Origin of the sequence: Streptomyces sp. SLBN-8D4 (assembly GCF_049739545.1) — a bacterium.
GTDB classification, from domain to species: Bacteria; Actinomycetota; Actinomycetes; order Streptomycetales; family Streptomycetaceae; genus Streptomyces; species Streptomyces canus_C.
Genome location: NZ_JBMGQC010000001.1, coordinates 10,089,316 through 10,109,835, shown reverse-complemented (window position 1 = coordinate 10,109,835; position 20,520 = coordinate 10,089,316). Strand labels below are relative to the sequence as shown.

13 protein-coding genes and 2 pseudogenes are annotated in these 20,520 nt (G+C 68.3%); 8 read left to right on the top strand and 7 right to left on the bottom strand.

The window, feature by feature from the left end:
* Nucleotides 1-4: 4 nt before the first annotated feature.
* The 4 genes from RKD20_RS45925 to RKD20_RS45910 are packed head-to-tail and all read right to left on the bottom strand — an operon-like array spanning nt 5 to nt 6,060.
* Complete coding sequence (locus RKD20_RS45925; RefSeq protein ID WP_424882955.1) at nt 5-2,647, bottom strand: SAV_2336 N-terminal domain-related protein; 2,643 nt, start codon at nt 2,645-2,647, stop codon at nt 5-7.
* On the bottom strand, nt 2,644-3,606 hold the full coding sequence (locus RKD20_RS45920; RefSeq protein ID WP_424883483.1) for an AAA family ATPase: 963 nt from the start codon (nt 3,604-3,606) through the stop codon (nt 2,644-2,646). Before RKD20_RS45920 ends, RKD20_RS45925 begins: the two co-directional genes overlap by 4 nt.
* Nucleotides 3,607-3,638: 32 nt before the next feature.
* Nucleotides 3,639-5,687 carry a trypsin-like peptidase domain-containing protein gene (locus RKD20_RS45915; protein WP_424882954.1) on the bottom strand — a complete coding sequence of 683 codons (2,049 nt, stop codon included), beginning with the start codon at nt 5,685-5,687 and terminating at the stop codon, nt 3,639-3,641.
* A gap of 4 nt (nt 5,688-5,691) precedes the next feature.
* Nucleotides 5,692-6,060, bottom strand: coding sequence for a CU044_2847 family protein (locus RKD20_RS45910; RefSeq protein WP_424882953.1), 369 nt, complete (start codon nt 6,058-6,060; stop codon nt 5,692-5,694).
* 1,061 nt (nt 6,061-7,121) lie between these two features.
* On the opposite strand from RKD20_RS45910, the gene RKD20_RS45905 reads away from it, so the two are divergent.
* From RKD20_RS45905 to RKD20_RS45890, 4 genes are all read left to right on the top strand, one after another.
* Nucleotides 7,122-8,432, top strand: a complete 1,311-nt coding sequence (locus RKD20_RS45905; protein WP_424882952.1) for a cellulose binding domain-containing protein — start codon at nt 7,122-7,124, stop codon at nt 8,430-8,432.
* Between the two features lie 26 nt (nt 8,433-8,458).
* Nucleotides 8,459-9,619, top strand: a complete 1,161-nt coding sequence (locus RKD20_RS45900) for a cellulose-binding domain-containing protein (RefSeq protein WP_424882951.1) — start codon at nt 8,459-8,461, stop codon at nt 9,617-9,619.
* Between the two features lie 191 nt (nt 9,620-9,810).
* The gene (locus RKD20_RS45895; RefSeq protein ID WP_424882950.1) at nt 9,811-11,307 is read left to right on the top strand and encodes a cellulase family glycosylhydrolase; all 1,497 of its coding nucleotides are present in this window, start codon (nt 9,811-9,813) and stop codon (nt 11,305-11,307) included.
* Between the two features lie 70 nt (nt 11,308-11,377).
* A complete protein-coding gene (locus tag RKD20_RS45890; protein ID WP_424882949.1) occupies nt 11,378-11,767 on the top strand; it encodes a transposase in 390 nt (129 codons plus the stop codon).
* On the opposite strand, the pseudogene RKD20_RS45885 reads toward RKD20_RS45890, so the two are convergent.
* The 3 genes and pseudogenes from RKD20_RS45885 to RKD20_RS45875 all read right to left on the bottom strand — a co-directional run.
* Nucleotides 11,719-11,910, bottom strand: a pseudogene (locus RKD20_RS45885) (hypothetical protein); the annotation flags it as partial. The gene RKD20_RS45890 and the pseudogene RKD20_RS45885 sit on opposite strands and share 49 nt — an antisense overlap.
* Nucleotides 11,911-11,981: 71 nt before the next feature.
* Nucleotides 11,982-12,299, bottom strand: a complete 318-nt coding sequence (locus tag RKD20_RS45880) for a hypothetical protein (RefSeq protein ID WP_424882948.1) — start codon at nt 12,297-12,299, stop codon at nt 11,982-11,984.
* Between the two features lie 517 nt (nt 12,300-12,816).
* On the bottom strand, nt 12,817-13,698 hold the full coding sequence (locus tag RKD20_RS45875; protein WP_424882947.1) for an alpha/beta fold hydrolase: 882 nt from the start codon (nt 13,696-13,698) through the stop codon (nt 12,817-12,819).
* 507 nt (nt 13,699-14,205) lie between these two features.
* Here RKD20_RS45875 and RKD20_RS45870 point away from each other — a divergent pair.
* The 4 genes and pseudogenes from RKD20_RS45870 (at nt 14,206) to RKD20_RS45855 (ending at nt 20,429) form a co-directional block, all read left to right on the top strand.
* A complete protein-coding gene (locus tag RKD20_RS45870; RefSeq protein ID WP_424882946.1) occupies nt 14,206-15,885 on the top strand; it encodes an extracellular solute-binding protein in 1,680 nt (559 codons plus the stop codon).
* 219 nt (nt 15,886-16,104) lie between these two features.
* A pseudogene (locus tag RKD20_RS45865) lies at nt 16,105-16,285 on the top strand (carbohydrate ABC transporter permease); the annotation flags it as partial.
* Between the two features lie 387 nt (nt 16,286-16,672).
* Nucleotides 16,673-17,779: a ricin-type beta-trefoil lectin domain protein gene (locus RKD20_RS45860; RefSeq protein ID WP_424882945.1), complete on the top strand. Its 1,107-nt coding sequence runs from the start codon at nt 16,673-16,675 to the stop codon at nt 17,777-17,779.
* A 298-nt stretch (nt 17,780-18,077) separates the two neighbouring features.
* Nucleotides 18,078-20,429 (top strand): xyloglucanase, encoded by a 2,352-nt coding sequence (locus RKD20_RS45855; RefSeq protein ID WP_424882944.1) that lies wholly within the window; start codon nt 18,078-18,080, stop codon nt 20,427-20,429.
* Nucleotides 20,430-20,520 lie beyond the last annotated feature (91 nt).

Below are 20,520 nucleotides of genomic sequence, written 5' to 3'. Positions count from 1 at the left end.
GACCTTACTCGACCTGGTCACCCAGACTGTCCAGGAGATTCCTGGCACGAACAGCTTCCGGGGCCTGCGGGCCTAGGATCTCCGAGACTTCGGGCAAGAGGTTCTCAAGGAGCTGACGGGCTTCGGCCGTGTAGCCGGTCCGGGCGGTCCAGTGGGCGTATTCGACGCGGCTGGAGAGGAACACGGGGTGCTCCGCGGTCAGAACGGCCGCAATGTCGACGAGGAGCGTACGCATCTGTTCCAGCGCGGCCTGGGGGTCGCTCAGCACCCCGGTCCAGTGGGCGATTCTCTGGCGGGTTGCGTAGGGGTAGGAGTGCGCGACTCCCATCACTTCGTAGAGCTTGGGCAGTAGATGGGTCAATTGGGTGACCACGGTGGACGGATCACCTGCCTCAGCGGTCCAGTGAGCGAGTTCCGAGGCGGTGATCGAGCGCAGCGGGTGGTCTATGGGAGCAGTGTTCTCGACGTCCTGCACGAGTTGGGCGCACAGTTCCCTCGCTTCCTCGGGACGTCCGTTGCGGCCAGTCCAGGAGACGACGTTGGCACGCGTGTTGAGGGTGATGAGGTCGTTGTGCGGAAGGAGGCGTTCCTCGCGGCGCAACAGGTCGAGGTGGAGGTGGAGCGCGGCCTCGGGTTTGCCGATCACTCCCGTCCAGTAGCTCATCCGTCGGCGCGTGCTCAGGCACTCGAGGTCGTCAGGCCCCAACGCCTGCTCCTGGGCTGCGAGGATCGCGGTGAGTTGCTCCGCCGCGTCCCGGGGCTGCCCGGACGTACCGGCCCAGTGGGCGGCTGACACGGCGATCGAAAGTACCCGGAGGTCGTGCGGGCCGAGCAGGTCTTCCAGTTCGGCCCGCAGTTGCCGAAGCAGCCGCAGTGCCGATTGCGGCGCCCCGGCCAGACCGATCCACTCCGCCAGGTCGCGGCGGCCGGCGAACACGGGCAAGCTGCGTTCACCGTGCCGGGCGGTGAGCTGTTCCAGGACAATTTCCGCGCGGGAGACGGCTGCGCGCCAGGCACGGGCGGCAACCAGAGCCTGCAATTCCTCATCGCGAGAGGTCAGGGATTCCAACGGCCCTTCGCTGATCAGCTGCTGTCCGTTCCCCTCCATGAGATCTCCTTCGCTTCCTGGCCCGCGCTTGGTGAGCCCAAAGTGTTGCAGCAGCGGCACCGCCGCGAGGGCGAAGGCGGATGCGCCGGGCGGAAGTCGGAGACTGCCGGAGAGGTCGGAGCGGATCGCCGAAAACGTGCGGGGCGCCGGTTGCGAAAGGCGGAGGCCGTCGGTAACGAGCTGAGCTGTTTTCAGGAGATCACCCGAGGGCACGGTTTCCATCAACAGATCGCGCATTCCCGGCCGGTAGTCGTAGTGGGTGACGTTCGGCCGGGCCGGATCAGGGCTCTGCCGCATGAGACCGCCGAGCAGGACTTCTGCCAGCGGAGCGGGATCCGACCGGCCGAATACGGAGCGCTGCACCAGGCGCATCAGCCCGAGGGTGAGGGGGCGGACTGCGGCCAGATGGCCAGCAAGTCGGAACGCCTCGGGGGACGCCGCTCGGCGGAAGAATGCGAGGTGTTCGCGCAGGTCGGCAGGCGCACTGACAGACGAGGAGGTGGGAGAGTTCTGCCGATCGCTGCTCACCGGGATGACGTGCAGGGGGGTTGAGCTGCCGTCGGCCACCAGTTTGGCCCACTGGGCCAGCGCGCTTGGGTGCAGTTCCACCACCGGGACAGGAACTCCGGTGAACTGGCCCAGTTCGGGAGGGAGCCAGGGATCGTCCACGCGCAGCGCCTTGTTGGCGCTGCCCGCCCGTGGCCCGCTGACCGTCTTGAGTTCGATGTTGAGCCGGGTCCCGGCCCACAGACGTCTGGGGAGGGGCTGCACGATGGCAGTCGGACAGCGTTCGGCACAGAAGCTGAGGAGGGACTGGGTAGCGCTCGTGTGCCATCCCGGCCCGATGACGTCCGACAGGATCAGCACGACCGCGCGCCGGTCCGCAGGGCAAAGTGACTGCGGGGCGACACGGGCGCCCGATGGGCGGAAGGGGGCGGTGCGCAGCACGGGGGCGTCTGGCGTTCTTGTGTCAAGGCCAAACGCCCGGACACGTCGGAAGACACCCGTCTGTTCCATGAGGATGCGCAATTCGCGGGCAGTCTCCTGCCATAGTTTCATCGAGAGGCCGTCATCCACCACCAGTGAGACGTCCAGCCACTGTCCCTTCATCGGCTGCAGGACCACGTCCAGAATGCCGGTTTCGGCGATCAGATCGACCGTGCTGGTGTCGTCGATTTCCTTGGCACTGTGATCCGGTGTGCTGCGCTTGAGGGATCTGAGTGCGCTGCCGATCGCCAGGCTGCCGGGCAGGGTTCGCTCGGCGGGGAGTCTCATGAGGTCGCCGGCGGTACCGGGCACGCCGTCGCCGCCGTAACTGAAGAGGTCGGAGTCTGCCGCGAAGCCGTGCTGCTCCTGGGAACGTGGCGTCGGGATGTCCGCGGGGCCGCCGCCTTCTTGCAGCGCGTGGGGGACGGGGTTCTGGGCGGCCGTGAGGCCTTCCGTGGGCAGGCGCAGGGCGAGCCAGAGGACGTCAGCCAGTTCCGCGGGAGTGAGAGCGATACCGGAGCTTGCCAGCACATCGCGCAACCGCTCGATCATTCGAGGCCCGGACCCGTCTCCTCGAGCGGGCGCAAGACCGCGTTCAACAAGCCCTCCCGTCCCAGGTCGACACCAGTGACGCGCAGATGGACGGCGTTGAGCAGTTGGTCCGTAGCCAGCGCCAACTGATCCTGGTCGCGACGCTCGAGGAAGGTTGCGATCAGGTCTTCCGCAGCTCTCAGACCCTCTTCTCCCAGATGGGCGGACACGATTTCACGCAACTGGTCACCGGTCGGTTCCTGCAGGTCCAACCGCACGCAGCGGCGCAGGAAAGGCGCGGGAAAGTCACGTTCGCCGTTACTGGTCATCACGACCACCGGAAATTCGGCGCAGGAGACGACGCCCTGGTGCACGCTGTAGCGCTGTCTGCTGCCGGCGAGCATGACCGGGACGTCAGGGCTGTCGTCGGGCAGGCGGACGAGTTCCGGGATCTCGAAGGAACCCTCTTCGAAGACCACTAGGAGATCGTTGGGCAGGTCGATGTCGCCCTTGTCGATCTCGTCCACCAGCAAAACCCGAGGCCGGCCTGGCTCCCCCGTGGCCAAGGCGGTGCCAAGGGGACCGAGTCTGATGTAGCTGCCGACTTCCGGTGCCGTCGTGCCCAGTTCGCGGGCCCGTCCTGTCTCCCGTAGACGTCCGACGGCGTCGTAGTGATAGAGGCCGTCAACGAGTGAGGTCTTGCTGTTCACCGGCCAGCTGAGCAGTTCGCCCAATTGCAGCTCACGCGCGATGGAGGCCGCGAGTGAAGACTTTCCGGCCCCTGGCCGACCGGTGACGAGCAGGGGGCGCCGCAGATGCAGCGCAGCGTTCACCACGTCTGCCTCTTGGGATCCGATCCGGTATTCCAACGGAGCACTGTGCCTGCGCGGAGTGAATGTGCGCCACGGGGGTGCGGCAGGCAACTGTGGAGGTGCTCCGTTAATCTCGCTCGTGCCGCGGTACAACCGCCAGCTGTACATGTCGTCTGACAAGAGTCGGAACTCCTCTCACGTTACAGCGGTGGGTCGCTGAGCTGAAGTGTCTGCGGAACGCCGTCGGGCCGGTCCCACACTAGGGCCAGCCGCGTCCCCATCTCGCCGGACCCGGCCCCAACTCCGGTCCTGAGTCTGGCTTCGTAGACGCGCCTGGGAAGCTCGTGCGGAGCCAGTCCTTGCGTCAGTTCGGCCAGCTCATCCCCCTTCAACCCGGCTGCGGTGGAACGCAGCCACACGACTCCGGGAACCCCAACAGCCAGCGCAATGACACGTAGCCGAACCAACTCGGACGGAGGACACGCGAGGGCCACCGCGCAGATGGGGCTGGCAGCTCCCCGTTCCTGCATCGCCGGGTCGTGCCGCGACAGCACTGCCGTTCGGCCAGAGTGCAGGGCTTGCCATCGGTAGCGCAATTCGGGCAGGAACGCTGGACGACGCAGTTCCGGGCATCGCAGCACGCAGAGAAAGTCTTGGCCCAGGACTGCTGGAAAGAGGTCGTCTGTCTGGTAGACCCATTGGTCGACGGGGAGATCGAGTTCGCTGGGGGGTACGAAGCACTCGATGATCGGCAGCGCGCCCGGCGCGCTGCGCTCTGCGATCGTCTCCAGCACAGCGGCCAGTTCTGTCAGCAGCGTCCGTAACGGCATCGGCCGGTCGTGCGTTTCGTGGTGGATCACCGAGCCGTCAGCGTCGCTGGCGTGCAGGACAGAGGTGAAGGTCTCGGTGCCGACGGCTCGCCAAAGCTGGAGCTGGACCAGGGGTGCCGTGACAGCGCCGTCCACGGACTCCCGGGCCTGGGCGCGGTGTTCGCGCAGACTCTCGGCGAGTCCGAGGCGGCGGGCTACTGCGTCGTTCCAGGCGTACAGGGCCTGCCTGGTGTCCACGGCAGCGGTGTGCGCGGCGGCGAACTCGATGGCTCGGAGCAGTGGCGGCACCTTCCCGTAGCGTGACTGGTAGCACTCCAGGAGGGCGAGGGCCTCGGGCCAGTCCAGAGCAGCCAACGACGGCCCGAACACCAAGGCTTTCGCTGCCGCCCTCTGAGGGCCGGGCACCGGGCCGGCAAGCAGATCGAGTAGTTCCCGATGCTCGCATGCCGTCAGGAACTGGTCGGCCGTGGTGTGCAGCGCCGTGGTGCGCACCCAACGCCGGTCGTCCTCCGTCGCGGCAAAGGCGTGCAGCAGGGCCAGCAGTGTGGGCACGCCCCGGGGCCGGGAGAGCGCCGTGCGGGCGAACCACTCGTGGGATGCGGTGGTCGGAACGCCGGGCAGCTCCAGTTCCCTCCCCAGGTGCTCCGCGCACTCCGATCGGTTCTCTGCAGATGTCAAACAGACTCGGAGCGGGCCGAGGAGTTGCTGGGTCAATGCCGCACGACGGCTGTCCTTCGCCAGGACTGCAGGCACGATCGCGCTGAGATTCGCACCCTGTGTTCGCAGCAAAGAGGAGACGTTCCACACGGGCACCGCGAAAGCCCGCTGGCCGCGTCGGCTCACCAACAGCCCCACGACCTGTTGCTGTTCCCGGTCCCACAACGGGGAACCGCTGTACCCCTCGACGATCGACTGCGCCGATGCCGGACAGTCCAGGACGATCCATCGATCCGTCACACCCTGGGCCACGGCGGCCGCGATGGTGCTCGGCGCGCCGCTGCCGAACCACGCATAGGTGACACTGCCGACCCGGCAACGGCCCATGTCCGGCGGCGCGTCCGGGAGCAGCGGCCCGTTCACAAGGCGTAACAGGGCGAGATCGCCGCACCACTCCGCATCCCCGTCCTGCGCCGGTGCGCCGTCTGGGCGGCGGGCGGGGAACCAACCCTCCAGCGCAGCCTCAAAACGCTGGGTGGAGGTGATGCCGGGCAGGGCGAGGGATACCCCCTGCACGACGTCACCGAGACGGGCGGGCCGGTCCTGGCAAAAGGAGTGCCGACCCAGAACCTGATTTATCACGTGCGCGCAAGTCAATACGTGCTCGCCGGTGAGCAGGACACCTCCGCCGACGGCCCGGGGACCATTGTTGCCGTAGAGCGCCGCATGCGCGGCCTTCACCGAGCGGTCCAGGTCGTCCATCCCGCTACCCGGCCTGCGGTCCCAGCTTCCAGGTGGCGCGGACGGTGATGACCGCCTCGCCCTGGGCGGAGGTGATACCGAGTTTGAGGTCCTGCGAGAGCCTGACGCCCAGTTCCACCGCCACGTCGTCCGGGGGGCGCAGCGCGGAGGTCATCGCCTGGTGCACGGAATCCAGTACGGAGCCGAGCGGGCGCAGAATATCGCTCAGCGCCTGGCCTGTGGCTGCCGCCACCCGCTGACCACGGCCCACCGGTACCACGGAGCCCGTACCGTCCGGCAGGTCCAGATCGGCGGTCGGAGCAGATGCCGGCGAGAACACCTCGACGAACACGCCTGTCCCGTCACCGAGCTTCAACTCGACTAATTCTGGCATCTGTTCATGGTGGCATAAGAACCTACCGCCAGGCATCGGGACAAACAGGACTGGTCCCCTAAGGACTTGTCCGGCGGATCATGAGTGTTTCAGCTTGCCCCGCCGTGTAGTTGGTCGTGGGCAGACCCTCGCCCTCGGAACCGGCCATCGCCGCCCACAGGCCGCCAGCCCCGAACGCTGATCGAGCCCAGACCGGCCCCGCGCCTTCACTCATCGGAGTTCCCCTCCGGGCACCGCTCCCCCGACGACGGCTCCCAGCCAGTTGATGTCGGGGCTGGACAGCACAGCGAGAAGGCTGCCTTGGAGGTGGCCGGCAGCACAGCAGGAGGGCTGCCTTGGAGGTGGACGACGGCGATCATCGCGCGGCCCAGGTGCTCGGTCGTGGTCGTGTGCGACGGCGCCAGTCGGTGCAGCAGGAAGTACAGCCACGACGTGAGCCGGTACGTCAGACGATAGGCCGGAGTTCGAGAGACGGCGCCCTGGAGGGGCGGGATGTAAGCGGGCTGGAAGGCACACGCGTGGAACGGAATCCCCGCAGTTCGTTCTCGGTACGCCCCAGGACCCGGGCTCACGCCGAGCGGCTCACCCTCGGAGGCGCCCTCCCCGATACGAAGGTGAAGGTCAGAGACGGGGCAGCGGCGCTCACCGCGTCCGCGGCTGCCAGCGTGTAGTCATGGGTGATCCGGGAGTATGCATCCTCACTGCGGCCGGCCGAGGAGAGACCCGCGCAGTAGATGCGGGCCTGCCCGCCCGAGGAGACCTGCAGGAACGCTTCTTGCACGAATCACTCGGCGCCCTGGAAATGCTTCAGGAGCGCATCCGCGCGCGCATCGTGCAGGGCTCGGTCCAGGCCACCCGCAGCAACAAGGACTGGGCTGCCGTCATGGTTCTCGGCCCAACGCGACCCCTTGTCAGGCTCATGGCCCTCTTCTACAGTCCCGGATACGGAGACTGTGGGAGCGCTCCCATGAGGAGGGTGCTCCAACGCTCACTCCCCTCACTCCGAGAGGAGTCCCACACGAACGTCACGGCGCCCCGTCACGAAGAAGGCGGATCCCCCCATGCAGCTTCTTTCGATCCACCGCTCGCCCGCCCTGAAGCGCATTGCTGTGTCGCTGGCAGCGCTTTGCTGTGCCGCGTTACCCGTCGTGGCCGCGGCCGCCCAGCCGCCCGTGGCGAGTGCCGCCGCCACTGAGGTCTTGGGCAACGCGACCCACTTCGACGGGCTCGGGAGCCCCTACGGCGGCTGTGGTCTGCCGCAGCGCGAACTGGACAGCCAGGACTTCGTGGCGCTCAACGTGTTCAACACACCTGGCGACTACTCGGGCTCCTACCCGCGCCCGGTGCCGGACTCAAAGGCACCGATCAAGGGTGCCTTCGACAACGGCCGCAACTGCGGCCGCTGGGTCAAGGTCACCATCGGGGACTACTGCTCCGGCACCAACGACGGCGCCCCCGGCCAGCCCTTCTGCCGCAACGGCTCCTGGGTGGCCGACAAGTACAACGGGGCCACCCTGACCATGCTCGTCGCGGACAGCTGTGCCGATTCCAACGCCTGGTGCCGGGACGACCCGAACCACCTCGATCTGGCGACCGATTCCCTCAACCGCTTCCGGATCGGCGGCGCCCCCGTGGGGGCGATGTACCCGGACCGCTGGAACAACCGTCATGTCTCCTGGAGCTTCGTCCCGGCCCCGGACTACCGCGGCGACATCCGTATCGGCTTCCTCAGGGGAGCCCAGCGGTACTGGCCCGCCATCGCCGTCTCCCATTTGCCCAATGGTGTCCACGGCATCCAGTACCTGGCGAACGGCACTTGGACCGACGCCACCATGAACAGCGACATGGGGCAGTCCTATGTCATCGGCGCGACGGCCTCCGGCGGAAGCGACTTCACCATACGGATCCGCGACGCCGCCGACGCCTGGCTGGGCGGCGGCCGTACGTACTCCTTCTCGCTGCCCTCGGGCTGCGCGGGAGGCTGCTCGCAGGACTACACCGCCGTCCCCTACACCACTGACGCCTCTGGAGGGACACCGCCTCCCACTCCCGCGCCGAGCCCCTCCGGCGACACCGCCTGCACGGCGCAGTGGAAGCTGACCGGCTCATGGCAGGGCGGGTACCAAGCCGACGTCACGGTCACCAACACCGGGTCCCGGCCGGTCACCGGCTGGTCGGTGCACCACACCCTGCCGGGCGGTGTGACCGTGGCGAACCGCTGGAACGCGGTGGTGGATTCGTCCCGCCCCGCCACCACCGTGCACAACGCCTCCTACAACGGCTCCCTGGCACCGGTCGCGTCGACGACCTGGGGGATGACGCTCAACGGCGACGACCGAGACCTCGGCACACTCCTCTGCACCGCGTCCTGACTCCCGTCGAGAGAGTGATCATGGCCATGACTTCATTACGCGTGCGCCGCCACCGGCTGCCTCTGTGGGCATTGGTGCTGACCGTGGTGGCGGTTGCCCTTCCCGCCATCGCGACGTCGCGCGCACAGGGCGCGGCGACGGGCTGCACGGTCACGTACACCACCAACGAGTGGTCCGGCGGCTTCACCGCCCAGATCCGCGTCACGAATCTCGGCGCCGCCCTGAACGGCTGGCGGCTGGAGTGGGCCTACGGCGGCGACCAGCAGGTCACGTCCGCCTGGAACGCGCAGGTCACCCAGTCGGGCAGCGCGGTGACCGCCGTGAACGCCGCGCACAATGCCGTGCTCGCCGTCGGCGGGTCCGTGGACTTCGGCCTCCAGGGCACCTGGCGCACCGCCGACCCCGCTCCCACCGCCTTTGCCCTCAACGGCGCTCCGTGCGGCGGAACCGCGACTCCCACGCCGACGCCGACGGCGACATCCACGGCGCCGGCCGAATGCGCCGGGGCCGGGGCGACGATCTGCTCCGACTTCGAGGACCAGACCGGCAGCGTGCCCTCGGGCGACTGGCAGACCACGGCACCCGACTGCCAGGGAACGGGGAAGGTCAGCGTCGACACGTCCGTCGCCTACAGCGGCACCAGGTCGCTGCGCGTCGACGGCGGCGCCGGCTACTGCAACCACGTCTTCGCAGCCTCCACCCGCGATCTGTCCTCCGTCGGGCCCGTGGTGTACGTGCGGATGCGGGTCCGGCACACCACCGCCCTGCCGAACAACCACGTCACTTTCGTGTCCATGCCGGACGCCTCGCAGGGCGGCAAGGCGCTGCGCGTCGGCGGGCAGAACGGCGCGCTGCAGTGGAACCGCGAGAGCGACGACGCGACGCTGCCGGAACAGAGCCCGGCGGGTGTCGCGCTCAGCACCCCGCTGGCCACCGGCCGGTGGCTGTGCCTGCGGTACCAGATCGACACCACCGCCCAGGCCATGCGCACCTGGGTCGACGACCAGGAGATCGCCGGACTGCGCGTGGACGGGGCGCCGACCCAGAACGTCGACGGGCAGTGGCTCGCCCGCAGGACCCCTCCCCGCCCCACCGGCCTGCGCCTGGGCTGGGAGAGCTACGGCACCGGGGACGACACTCTCTGGTTCGACGACGTGGCCCTGGGCTCCTCACCGATCGGCTGCTGACGCCCGCATGGAATGTGCCGGGACGACAGGATCTGAACGCGCGGCAGTTGTCGATTCCTTGATCCGTACGGCGCGCAGCACCCGCCTGGTGAACCGTTCAGCTGCAGGCCCTCGGCCTGGGCCCTGGCTCACCCGTCCGTCGATCAGATGGGTATCGAGCTCATCGATCCCTTACGCAACAAGGAGATCAGGTGAAACGTCGTCACACCTTAATAGCCACCGGCGCCGCCGGTGCACTGATCCTGGGTGGCCTTGCCATCGCCACCCTGCCCGCATCGGCAGCCGCCACCGGCTGCTCGGTCGCGTACAAGGTGCAGAGCGAATGGCCGGGAGGGTTCACCGCGGACCTGGCCATCACCAATCTCGGCTCCCCCGTGCGAGGGTGGACCGCGACGTTCGACTTCCCGAACTCCGACCAGAAGGTCACCAACGGCTGGAGTGCCACCTGGGCACAGTCCGGAACCCACGTGTCCGCCACCAACCTCGACTGGAACGGGACGCTGGACACGGGCGGGTCGGCGTCCATCGGGTTCAACGGTGCGTGGAAGGGCGCCAATCCGCAACCCCCATCGGTTGCGCTCAACGGCGTGACCTGTACCGGCTCGGTGACATCCCCGCCCCCCAGCCCCACCACCACTCCGACCGGCGGCCCCAGCGGTCCGGCCCCGGAGCTGAAGGTTTCCGGCAACAAGATCGTCACCGCGAGCGGCAAGCCGTACCGGCTGCTGGGCGTGGACCGCTCCAGCGGTGAATACGCTTGTGTTCAGGGCAAGGGACTGTGGGACGGCGGCCCGGTCGACCAGGCGTCCGTCGACGCGATGAAGACCTGGAACATCCACGCTGTACGTGTGCCGTTGAACGAGGAATGCTGGCTCGGCCTCAACGGCTCGCCCAACGGGACCGCTTACCAGCAGGGCGTCAAAGATTACGTCAACCTGCTGGTCGCCAATGGCATCACCCCGATCCTCGACCTGCACTGGACGCGGGGCGCCTATACCAACGGGCCGGACTGGCACTGCAAGGACGCCACCGCGACCTGCCAGAAACCCATGCCGGACGCGCAGTACGCCCCCCAGTTCTGGACCGGTGTCGCAGGCGCCTTCAAGGGCAATGACGCCGTCGTCCTCGATCTGTTCAACGAGCCGTACCCGGAGATCGCCGCCGGCTGGGACAAGACCGTCGGCTGGCAGTGCTGGCGCGACGGCGGCACCTGCTCGGGCCTCCCGTACGAGACGGCCGGCATGCAGGACCTGGTCGACGCGGTCCGGGCCACCGGCGCGACCAACGTCCTCATGCTGGGTGGCCTTGAGTGGGCCAACGACATGCGCGAGTGGCTGACGCACATGCCGAACGACGCGCTGAACAACATCGCAGCGTCATGGCATTCGTACAGCTTCAACGCCTGTGCGACAGTGTCCTGCTGGGACAGCCAGGTCGCGCCGCTCGCCCAGCACGTGCCGGTCGTCATCGGTGAGTTCGGCCAGGACAACTGCGGCTTCGACTACATGCAGCAGTTGGTGGACTGGGCCGACGCGCACAACATGAGTTATCTCGCGTGGACCTGGAACCCCTGGGGCTGCAGCAGTGGTGGCGTGCTCATCAAGGACTGGGCGGGCACCCCGGAACCCGGCGTCGGAGAGGGTCTGAAGGCCCACCTGGTCAGCCAAGACCCCTACTCGACCCCATAACCGAGCGCCCAGGTTCTCGCCCGGGTCGTCGACGGCGCACCGGCCGGTGCGGAGATCGTGCAACAACGGTGTGAAGTGGGCGAACCTGCCGATGGACTTCCCGCCGTTCAAGCGGGTGCACGCCTTCGCCCGCCGCTGGCAGGTCCAGGGCCTGCTCACCGAGCTCCACCACCGGCTGCGCGACCGCGTTCGTGTGAAGGAAGGACGCTCACCGGATCCGAGTGCGGCGATCGTGGACTCGCAGTCGCTGCGGGCGGCGGCGAACATCCCGCGTTCGACGTCCGGGTGGGACCGCGGGAAGAAGCTGAGCGGACGCAAGAGGCACCTGGTGGTGGACTGCCTCGGCCTGGTCCTGACCGTGGCGGTGACCGCGGCGAGCGTGCAGGACCGCGACGCCGCCGTCCCGCTGCTTCAGCGGCTTGGCGTGATGCAGCTCGGGAGAAATTGCGAAGCGGGCTGAACCGCCCCAGGTGGGAGAACGCCCTTCCGGAGGAGGTTGAAGCCGGCGCGGCCGAACATCTGGCGCTTAAGCATCTTGATGCGGTTGACGTGCCCTTCTACGACTCCGGAGCTCCAGGGCAGGGTGAGGCCGGCGACGACGGCGTCACGTTGCGGTCGATGCCCGCCGCGAGGGTGTGAAGACCGGGCAGGTCATCTTGGCGGACGGCATCGAGTCACTCGGGCAGCCGTTGGCCGTGTCGCTCGGTGAGGACCTGAGCGAACGAACGGACGTGTCTGGTGAGGGCTTCCAGTTCGGGGCAGTGGGCCAGGACGGCCTTCATCCGGAGCTGTTCGCCCTCGGAGAGGGACTCGGGGTGCCGGAGGATCCAGCCGGCGACCGTGCGGGGTGAGGGCGGGGGTGCGGTGACAGGGTCGGCTGAAAGGCTCTTGGTGCAGACCCGTGAAGGTTGCCCCGCAGGGCGGTCCGGTCTGGGACCGCCCTGGCTTGTGGAGGAGAACGTGGCGGCAAGGTAGGCCCACCAGCCGCTCACTTGGGCACCAGCCGGGACTCCAGGGCGTGCGTCATAGGCCCGAACGTACGTCAGGGCGCGGAGCCGGACCCAGCCGCCCCTCGGCGCTGTTGGTAGTCCACGACAACACTCCCGCAGCGATGGTCCGCGGCATCGTCACGATCGAAGTCCGACACCGTTTGGCAGCAGTGAGCGGTTAGGGTCATGAGCCCCCTGTCCTGTGGCAGGGGGCCCATTCCATGGTCTTTCCTTGAGGGTTCGAGGCGTGCCGACACCTGATCAGATCTGGCAGGACGCCGACTTGCCCACCCGGCGGCTCGCCGGGCTGGCGCTGAATCCCGCCGCTCCGCTGGAGGTCCTGCTGTACCTGCTGGCCGAGGCCCCGCTCGCCGTACGGATGGTGCTGTGCCGGGACCGGGTTCTGCCGTCGGCGGTCGTCGACGCCGTGATCGCGCACCCCGACCATCGCACCCGCAGCTTCCTCGCCCGCAACCCCCATGTCGATCCGGCCCAGCGGGCACGGTTCCTGGACTCTCGGTCAGCGGTTGGCTTGCGAGGCGCCGTCAAGGATCTGGCGCAGTCGGTGCGCGAACTCGTCCGGCTTCCCCGCATATCCGAACTCTCCGTCCATGAATCCGCCGTGATGGCTCGGGAACACGGCCACCCGCTGTCCGAGCAGTTCAGCGGTCGCGAAGGAGGTGCGTCCGGTCAGCACGTCCTCGGACTCCTCGCCCACAGCGATCACGACGCGGGTCGGCGCAGCGGCGATCGCGTCGGCATCCGGCCGATAGCTGCTGACCGCCCATGAGCGGTCGGACAGCAGCGGATTGTCACGTGAGCCGTCATCCTCCGTGGGCATCCCGAACGCGGCGGGATCGGCCTCTGGCTGCGCGAAGTACGCGTCGGTGAACTCTCCCTTCCACGAGGTCATCGCCACGAACGCAGCCATCCCGGCCCCCCATCCCCGCTTCATGTATGCCTCCCTGACTCCGGCCCGGGCCCGCACGGCCGCCGGGCCGTCCGGCGTGAGGGTGATGAGCGGCGGCTCGTGCGCGACCAGGGTGGTCACGTCTGCGGGATACGTCTCCACGACCGCGAGCGCGGTGACCGCTCCCCCACTGCTGGCGAACATCTCAACCGGCCCGTCCCCGATCGCCTCGATGACGGCGTGCACGTCGTCGGCCTGGGTCTGCGGCGTGTGGTCGACCCGCCCGTCCTTACGCGTGCTGCGACCGAGACCGCGCGGGTCGTAGGTGACCACGGTCCGCTCGGGAAAGCGCGCGGCGAGGGCGACGAAGCCAGTAGCGTCCATGGGCTGCCCGATCATGAACAACGGCGGGCGTCCGTCTGCGGCCGGCAGCGGCCCGCGCACGTCATAGACCAGGCCCGCGCCGGCTGTCTCGAGCGTGTGAGTCTGCATACCTGTGCAGACCGGCCCCGTCCCCGAAACTCATCGGCGCGGCAGGCGTCGCTCCGCGGCGCCTGCACCAGGGATCCCTTCTGTTCGTCGAGGGCGAGCCGAGACGGAAGGCTGTCGATGCGCTTCGCGAACGACAGCAGCGATCGGGGAACGGCGGTGGGTGTGCGGCGCGCGTAACAGACACATGGGATGCCCTTGAGACCGAGCGGAGAGCGCTTTCGAAGCGCTTCGATCCAGGTCAGGGCACATGAGAAGTGTGAAGGGATCAATATCGTCGCATCAAGCAGGGCATGCACAAGGTCCCTTCCAAGCTTCGGAGGAATCTTGGAAGCGACCCTTGTGCACCCCCACGCCTTCACTTAACCTCACTGCAACGTCGAAGCGCTTCGATTGAGAATCACGTCCAGTAATGGGATGTTCCCGTTTCCGATCGGCCAGTTCCAGTCACGACACCGCAGCCGACGGCCTACCGCCGGGTGTCCAGGTGCGCCACGAAGGGTTGACGCAATGACGCCGAACGCCGCCTCCGCCCCCTCCGGACCCAGCAGGAGAAGCTTCCTCTCCTCCACGGCGGTCGTCACGGCAGCAGCGGCCGGTGGGATGCCGCTGCTCACCGCCTGCGGCGGCTCGGACAGCGGCGAGCGCGAAGGGGCCACCTCGGGCAAGGCCGCGGACAAGCTGCTTCCGACGTACGTGGCCAGCACGCTTGCCAAGCCGGACATTCCGACGAAGAACGGTTCCACGGCTGGCTACACCAGCAAGGTCGACCTCGCGGCCCTCGCCACCTCGGTCCCGAACAAGCTCGCTACCGGCACTCCCCTCAAGATCATGGCCCCGTTCTGGGGCTCCCCGCCGAAGGCCGGCTGCGCCTACTACAAGGCGCTGGACGCCGCCGCGGGCACCAAGATCACCTGGCAGAACCAGGACGGCAACACCTACGGCCAGAAGCTCGGCGCCGTCCTCGCCTCCAGCTCCATACCCGACATGGTGATCGTGCCCAGCTGGGAACTGGTCGGCAAGATCTCCAACGCGGTCACCGCCAAGTTCATGGACCTCGGCCCCTACCTCGCGGGCGACAAGGTCAAGAAGTACCCGAACCTGGCCGCGATCCCCTCCGACGCCTGGCGCATGAGCATCTTCGGCGGCGCCCTGCGCGGCATCCCGATGCCCGCCGCCCCCGCGAGCTTCATCACGCCCTTCTACCGCAAGGACATCTTCGACAAGAAGGGCTATGCCGTCCCCAAGTCGGCCGACGAGTTCCTCAGTTGGGCCAAGGAGGCCACCAGCGCCAAGGCCAAGGTGTGGGCGTGTGGTGACATGAGGTGGTCGGCGGCAGGCTTCTTCAGTGTCCTGCCGGCCGGGACGATCGGCTGGAACATCGGGGACGACGGCAAGCTGACGTACCGCATCGAGCACCCCGAGTACCTCGAACACCTGGAATGGGTCCGCAAGCTGTTCGCGGCGGGCGTGGTCCATCCCGACGACAAGGCGATCACGGGCGACCCGGGCCAGCGGTTCACCGCCGGGCAGGTCCTGGTCTACAACGGCAACGGGGCCGACTGGTGGGGCAAGACCGTCGAACAGGCCCAGTCCAACCCGGACTTCCGGATCGAGGGCATGGACTACTTCGGCGCTGACGGCGGCAGCCCGACGCTGTACGCCGGCCAGCCCGCCGGCATCTGGTCGATGATCCGCAAGGGCGCCTCGAAGGCGACGATCGAGAACGCCCTGGCCGCCGCCAACTTCGCGGCCGCGCCCTACGGCACCAAGGAGCGGATGCACGTCGACTACGGCGTCGAGGGCACCCACTACACCGTCAAGAACGGCGTCCCGGTCAAGAACGACCTGGGTATCCAAGAGGTGAACAACGCCTGGGCGATGCTGGCGGCCCCTGCTCCCTACACCGCCCACCCCGACTTCCCCGAGATCGCCCGCAAACAGGTCGAGTGGCAGCAGCGGCAGGGTGCCTTCATGAAGAAGACGTCCACCTACGGTCTGAACATCGTCGAGCCGACCCGCTACGCCACTCTCTCCAGCCAGTTCGAGCAGCTGGAGATCGACTACGTGCGCGGCAACAAGAAGGTGTCCGACATTCAGCAGGCCATCTCCACCTGGAAGTCCTCCGGTGGCGACAAGCTGCGCGACTGGTACAAGCAGCTCATCGACAAGAACGGCAGCGGCAGCTGATGTCCCTCACGGCCGGCAACAGGCCCGACGGGACTCGTCCCCCCGCGGCCGTGGGGGAACCGACGGCCGCGGTCACCGCGGCCACCGTGAAGGACAGCGTGCCACGCAGGGGCGCCCAAGGCGGCCAAAGATCCCCTCCGGGTCCGGTGGCGCCGTGAGCGCGAGCTCATCCTGATGACTCTGCCCGGCATGGTCCTGCTCCTGCTCTTCAACCACGCGGTCCAGAAGTACACCGAGGCGCCGACCAGCCTCCAACAGGCGGTCCGCACCGGTCAACTCTCCTCCCTGGGGCCGCAGATGGCCGTCATGGTCCTTGCCCAGACTCCCCGTCGCAGTGGCCTCCCCTCTCGTCCCGCGCCACTTCAGGAAGGGCATGCTCACGGGGGCGATCAAAGGCTGACGCCCTTGACTCTGCCCACGCCGCAGAGCCGTCGGCCATGGGTCCGCAGCCTCGCCGTGCGGCTCGCGCCCAAGTGGCGCAGCCGCACAGAGAGACTTCCCCGCTCCCTCAGCACGTCAACTCCCCTCCTATTCCTGCACAAGAGGTATGTCATGCACATGGTGTTCCAGCCATGGCCCCGATCACCGGCCCCGTCCACGGCACCGGGGAGTCGCACTCGGCCGCCCGCAGGGAGGACGACTTCCCGAGTGGCAACGGTCATCACGGCGCCCTTGTGTTCGGGGAACGGGACGCCGAGCGGGCCGTCGTCACGCATCACACCGTGTACGGCCGGTCGACGATCAGCCCAGCTGGTTCAGCTATCACTTGCAAAAGAGAGGAAACTCCGTGCGAAGGTCTTGGATTCCACCCCTGATCACGCTTCTCACCGCCGCGTTCGGGGTGACAGCGGCAAGTGTGTCCCCTGCCTCTGCCGCCTCCGACACGCCCTTGCGGGTCATGCCGCTGGGCGACTCGATAACCTGGGGCGTGGGAAGCAGTACGGGCAACGGCTACCGGGGCCCGCTGTGGAACCAGCTCGCGGCGGACGGCCATCCGCTGGATTTCGTCGGCACTGTGCGGGGCGGTTCGATGTCCGACCCTGACAACGAAGGCCACTCCGGATACCGAATCGACCAGATCGCCGCACTCGCCGACGCCTCGCTGACTCGCTACCGGCCCAACGTGGTGACGCTGCATATCGGCACCAACGACCTCCAAGGGGCTTCCGAGGTCAACACCGCCATCGCCCGGCTGAGGTCGCTGGTCAACCAGATCACCGCCGACGTCCCCGACGCAACCGTCCTCGTCGCCTCCCTGGTCGTGTCCACCAGCAGCTCGGAGGAGCAGTTCCGGGGCGCTTACAACCAGGCCGTCCGCCAAATCGTCAGCGACGCACAGGCCGCGGGCAAGCGCATCGCACACGTCGACATGAGCAGCCTGACCACGGCCGACCTGGCCGACCCCCTGCATCCCAACGACGCCGGCTACCAGAAGATGGCAGACGCCTTCCACCGCGGCATCCAGGCCGCGGACAGCGCCGGATGGCTCAGGAACCCCGCCCCCGCCCCCGCACGCATACAGTCCGGCATCACCGGCAAGTGCCTGGACGTCAACGGCGCCGCCACCACCGACGGGACCGCCGTCCAGACCTGGAGCTGCGGCGACAGTGCCAACCAGTACTGGTCCGCGTACACCGACGGCACCCTGCGCTCCATGGGCAAGTGCCTCGACGCCGCCGGCGGGGCCACCGCCGACGGCACCAAGGTGCAGCTCTGGTCCTGCCACGGCGGCGCCAACCAGGTCTGGCAGCCCTACAACGGCGGCTACCGCAACCCCGCCTCGGGCCGCTGCCTCGACATTCCGGGCTCCTCCACGGCCGACGGCACGCAGCTCCACCTGTGGGACTGCAACGGCGGCGCCAACCAGAAGTGGACCGCTCTGACCGCGGGATGACCCCGCTCCCGGGATCCGAACCCTTTCCGGGCTCAGATCCCGGGAGACACATCGGTGGCGGGCACGGCCGCGACGGCACCCGATGCAGTCGGCTCATACGTCTCTCAAGCTGCCGGCCGCCTGCGGCGCCGGCAAGGACGGCAACAGCAGCAGGAAGGGCCCGGCCGCCGCGCTACCCGCCCACGTGCGCAGCACGGTCGGCAAGCCGGACATCGCGTCCGTCGGAATTCCCCAACAGAGCCGTCAGCGAGGCGGGTTACCCCACATTCCCCGCGCACCCGAAAGGCAAAGACCTGTCATGACTCATGCCCCGCACCTCCCCCGCCGAGGACTGCTGGCCGCCGGTGCGGCCGCGGCCGCACTCCCCGGGCTCGCCCCGTCCGCTGCCTCCGCCGCATCCGCCGGCGCGACCGGCAAGGTCCGGCGCGCGCCGTACACCTTCCGCAACGCGGAGATGGTCGGCGGCGGTTTCGTCCCCGGCATCATCTTCAACCAGGGCGAACCCGGACTCGTGTACGCCCGTACCGACATCGGCGGCGCCTACCGCCTCGACACGGCGACGAAGCGGTGGATCCCCCTCACCGACTGGATCGGCTGGGACGAGTACGGACACACAGGCATCATCAGCATCGCCACCGACGAGGTCGACCCCGACCGCGTCTACCTGGCGGCGGGCACTTACACCCTCCCCGACTGGGACCCGAGCATGGCGGCGATCCTGCGCTCGACCGACCGCGGCCGCACCTGGAAGACCACCCCTCTGCCGTTCCGGCTGGGCGGCAACATGCCCGGCCGGGGCATCGGCGAGCGGCTGGTGATCGACCCCAACCGCAACAGGATCCTGTACCTGGGAGTGCGCGGGGGCCACGGGCTGTGGCGCAGCACCGACCATGGCAGGACGTTCGCGAAGGTCACCAGCTTCCCCAACGCGGGCAACTTCGTCATCGACCCCACCGACCCCGACGGCTACAACGGAGACAACCTGGGTGTGTTGCAAGTCGTCTTCGACAAGCGCACCGGCAGAGCGGGCAGACCCACCCGGACCCTCTACGTCACCGTCGCCGACAAGGACAACATCCTGTACCGGTCCACCGACGCGGGAGCGACCTGGGAACGCGTACCCGGGCAGCCCACCGGCTTCATCCCGCACCACGCGGTCTTCGACCACGTCGGCGGCTACCTGTACCTGGCGACCAGCAACACCGCCGGCCCCTACGACGGCTCCAAGGGCGACGTGTGGAAGCTGGACACCACCACCGACACCTGGACTTGCGTCAGTCCGGTCCCGTCCACCAGCGACGACAACCAGTACGGTTACAGCGGCCTGACCATCGACCGGCAGAACCCGGACACCCTGATGGTGTCCACCCAGGTCAAGTGGTACCCCGACTGCCTCCTCTTCCGCTCCACCGACGGCGGCGCGAGCTGGACCCGCGCGTGGGACATGGACACGAATTCCGAGCGCACCCTGCGCTACGACATGGACATCTCCGCCGCCCCCTGGCTGACCTGGAACGCCTCGCCGTCGCTTCCCGAGATGACCCCCAAGCTGGGCTGGATGATGGAGTCCGTCCAGATCGACCCCTTCGACTCCGACCACTTCATGTACGGGACCGGCGCGACGATCTACGGCGCCGACAACCTGACCGACTGGGACAGCGGCGGCACGGTGCAACTGTCCGTGCGGGCCCAGGGCCTGGAGGAGACCTCGGTCGGCTGCGTGATCAGCCCACCCGTCGGTCGCGCACACCTCTTCTCGGGTGTGGGCGATGTCGGCGGCTTCCGGCACACGGATTTCCGCAAGGCGCCGAAGATGTACGACAGCCCGACCTTCGGCGCCACCCCCGCCCTGGACTACGCGGAGCTGGCGCCCCACACCATCGTGCGGGTCGGCAACCCCACCAGCGGCTGGACCCAGCACTTCGCCCTCTCCACCGACAGCGGCGACACCTGGAAGCCGTCGGGCAGCGAGCCGTCCGGCGTCACCGGCCCCGGAGTCGACGACCAGGCCGTCGCCGTCAGCGCCGACGGCAGGCGGATCGTCTGGTCACCGGCCGGCGCGCCGGTCAGCTGGTCCGACGACCACGGGGCGACCTGGACGGCCTCGAAGGGGCTGCCGACCGGGGCCTCCGTGCGCTCCGACCGGGTGAACCCGGCGAAGTTCTACGCTTACGACTCCGGCGTCTTCTACCTCAGCACGGACGGCGGCCAGAGCTTCAAGGCCACGGCGGCGACCGGTCTGCCCGCCGCGGGGAACGTCCGGTTCAAGCCGGTCCCGGGTCACGAGGGCGACATCTGGCTGGCCGGCGGCACCACCAAGCCCACCACCCCCACACCGTACGGGCTGTGGCGGTCGACCGACTCCGGAGCGTCCTTCACCAGGGTCGAGGCAGTGGACCAGGGCGACGTCGTCGGATTCGGCAAGGCCGCGCCCGGCGCCACGTACCCCGCCGTCTACACCAGCTCCAAGATCCACGGCGTGCGCGGCATCTTCCGTTCCGACGACGCGGGCCGGACCTGGGTCCGCATCAACGACGACCGCCACCAGTACGCCTGGACCGGCAACACCATGACCGGAGACCCCCGGGTCCACGGTCGCGTCTACTTCGGGACCAACGGACGCGGAGTCATCTACGGCGACCCCAAGTGAGGTCCGACTCCCGGTCGCCACGCTCCGCAACCGCCGTCCCGAAGAGGAGACCGACGTGGCCCTGCCGCCAGGGCAGGACGACCGACTTCTC